This is a genomic window from Burkholderia sp. Bp8984 (assembly GCF_003853755.1).
Lineage (GTDB): Bacteria > Pseudomonadota > Gammaproteobacteria > Burkholderiales > Burkholderiaceae > Burkholderia.
In genome coordinates this window covers 1-2,358 of record NZ_QTQN01000079.1, presented here as the reverse complement: position 1 = coordinate 2,358, position 2,358 = coordinate 1, and the positions used below count along the sequence as shown (strand labels likewise).

At 53.0% G+C, this 2,358-nt stretch carries 3 protein-coding genes and 2 pseudogenes; all 5 read left to right on the top strand.

Annotation, left to right across the window (positions count from 1 at the left end; translation table 11 throughout):
- A pseudogene (locus tag DID98_RS36560) lies at positions 1-344 on the top strand (RHS repeat-associated core domain-containing protein); the annotation flags it as partial.
- A gap of 168 nt (positions 345-512) precedes the next feature.
- Positions 513-1,124 carry a hypothetical protein gene (locus DID98_RS35345; RefSeq protein WP_124572238.1) on the top strand — a complete coding sequence of 204 codons (612 nt, stop codon included), beginning with the start codon at positions 513-515 and terminating at the stop codon, positions 1,122-1,124.
- A gap of 107 nt (positions 1,125-1,231) precedes the next feature.
- Positions 1,232-1,657, top strand: coding sequence for an SMI1/KNR4 family protein (locus DID98_RS35340; RefSeq protein ID WP_124572237.1), 426 nt, complete (start codon positions 1,232-1,234; stop codon positions 1,655-1,657).
- Positions 1,653-1,787, top strand: a pseudogene (locus DID98_RS36700) (RHS repeat-associated core domain-containing protein); the annotation flags it as partial. The gene DID98_RS35340 and the pseudogene DID98_RS36700, both read left to right, overlap by 5 nt.
- Before the next feature lie 174 nt (positions 1,788-1,961).
- Positions 1,962-2,222, top strand: a complete 261-nt coding sequence (locus tag DID98_RS35330; RefSeq protein ID WP_124572236.1) for a hypothetical protein — start codon at positions 1,962-1,964, stop codon at positions 2,220-2,222.
- Positions 2,223-2,358: the final 136 nt, after the last annotated feature.

The window sequence follows — 2,358 nt, the reverse complement described above, 5'->3', positions numbered from 1 at the left end:
CCGGAGTGGAAGAGTACCGACCGCTACGTTCCGGAGGATGATCCGCTGCAGAAGATGCCGGAGCGGCGGGGTGACGCAGTGCCGTTCTATTACCGCTGCGATCAGATCGGGACGCCGCAGTTGCTGACGGATGACGACGGCGATGTCGTGTGGGAAGCGTCGTATAAGGCTTGGGGTGCCCGCCGCGCTTCGCGGGCTAGGAACTGCACTACAACCGGCATCGGTATTACGATCCGACATCGGGGCGTTTCGTGTCGAAGGACCCGATCGGGCTCGCGGGCGGGATCAACGTCTATCAATACGCACCGAACTCGACGGGATGGATCGATCCACTTGGATTGGCTCGTTGTCTAACCTCGAGAGCAGCTCGTCGCGAAGCAATGCGGCAGGCAGGTATTCCGACGAGCCAACAACCAATCGGTTAATCAAAGAACGCATCTGGCCGGGAGTATCGTTATGAAATTCCACAAGCAGGTGGAGGAAAAATTCAGGCCACTGTCCAGCAACAAACGATGGATGTGAGCCACCTTGACGATCCCCACTGGGAGGCGGGCAAGGTAAAGATCGATCCAATCAGCGGCGACACGCGGATGAATGACTATGGTCGACCTAAAATAGCTAATCCGAAAGGAAAGGCTTATTACGGGGGGGCAATGAGCGAGAACCATGTGAGTGAGTACCGGAAGGAGCTTCTTTTCAGGAGGGCCAACGAAAAGAAGATTTTAGGCACGTACCTTTCCAAGGTGGCGGTGTTATTTCCATCTCTTGCTCGTCCAGAATTGCTATCCCTTGAGGAGACGGATTCAATTTTGGATGGATTCAGACTAACTTGTGCTGATCTTCGGCAAGAAAAAATCCGGATTCCTGCGGGAGAGCTTCATTCTCAATTGTCAGATATTCGGAATTTCGGGGGCGGTTTTTATGTTTTGGTCGACGAGGACTGGAAATATTGCGGCTTGCTGAAGGTGGGGGCGATGGAAATTCTGAATGTGGTGGTCGAGTTTGGAGGTGAGATATTGAATGATCTTGTTTTTATATCGACTGACATGTCATTGGTTGTTGATTTCGATTTTTTTGAGATGAATGGGCTTCAATTGATAGATATAAAAAAATGGTGTAAATAGAAGTGCAAGTGAGCAGGAATACGAGTAGGGCGAATTCAATCGCTTGCTGTCGGCACGCGTTGCGGAGGCGTCGCGGCAGCGTACAAATACTTCGACAAACTCATCAAATGACGGACTTCACCGCGTTACTGGGCGTTGGCTTTCGCAGAAGCGCCCCGTCCAACCTTGCAGAAATCGCGAGCCTGGAAACTACGCTAGGCGTCTCGCTCCCACTGGACTATAAGGACTTCCTTGCGTGGTCGGATGGGGGCGAGGGCGAAGTTGGTGACCTCTATCTGTCCATGTGGACCGTCGTGCAGGCCGTCGAACTCAATGCCTTGTACTCGATCACGACGCGCATGGGCAGAGGTTTCGTGGGCATCGGTACGGACGGTGGGGATTACTGCTTTGCTCTGGATCTCCCAAGGGGCGAACGTTTCGTTGTTGTGCCACTCGGTGCGCTAGCTGAGGATGAAGTCAAACCACTGGCTAGCGATCTCGTGTCAGGACTGACCAGCATCCGCGACGGCCGCATCACGGGCAACGATCTATAACCGGCATCGGTACTACGATCCGAGCAGCGGTCGGTTCGTTAGCAAGGACCCGATCGGGCTCGCAGGCGGGATCAACGTCCACCAGTACGGGCCGGATCCGGTGCAGTGGGTTGATCCGTTAGGCCTGGCCCGATCCGGTCAGTGGGGAATACGAACCAACAAGTTCATGCTCACTGCCAATGCAAGTCCAGAAAGCAGGAGATTGTCGTGAATAAGGATGACGCGCAGAGCCACGGGTCGCGCGGGGCGTCTCTGGGCTGACGCGAACGGAGAAAGATGGTTTGCGTGAAAAGGGTTTCGATCTATGACTGATCTCGGTGAAGTGAATATTTTTGGAACCCAGGAAGGCGACGATAGGCCGTTGAGGCTGGATGAGATTTCCATCCTTGCCAAGCCGGAGGTAATTAGGGCTCTTGGTGTATTCCTGATTAATGCGGCTTACGAAATGGACTCCAATGATGCTGAACACGTGCATCTGCAAGATTCGATATCGAACTTTTCGTGTGAGAATCACGTTGACGTGATCGCTATCAATCAAGAAAAAGTAAAGTTGCTTGGGGATTAGTAGTTAAGTGCCAGAAGGGCCGCGTGAGCGGCCCTTGCTGTTTGTGTGATGAGTTGAGGCTGACCTGAGACGTTTCTTGTAGCCATCTGGCAAGTGAGTTCTCTTTTATCCTAGAGGCAAGGAGAACTCGATGAAG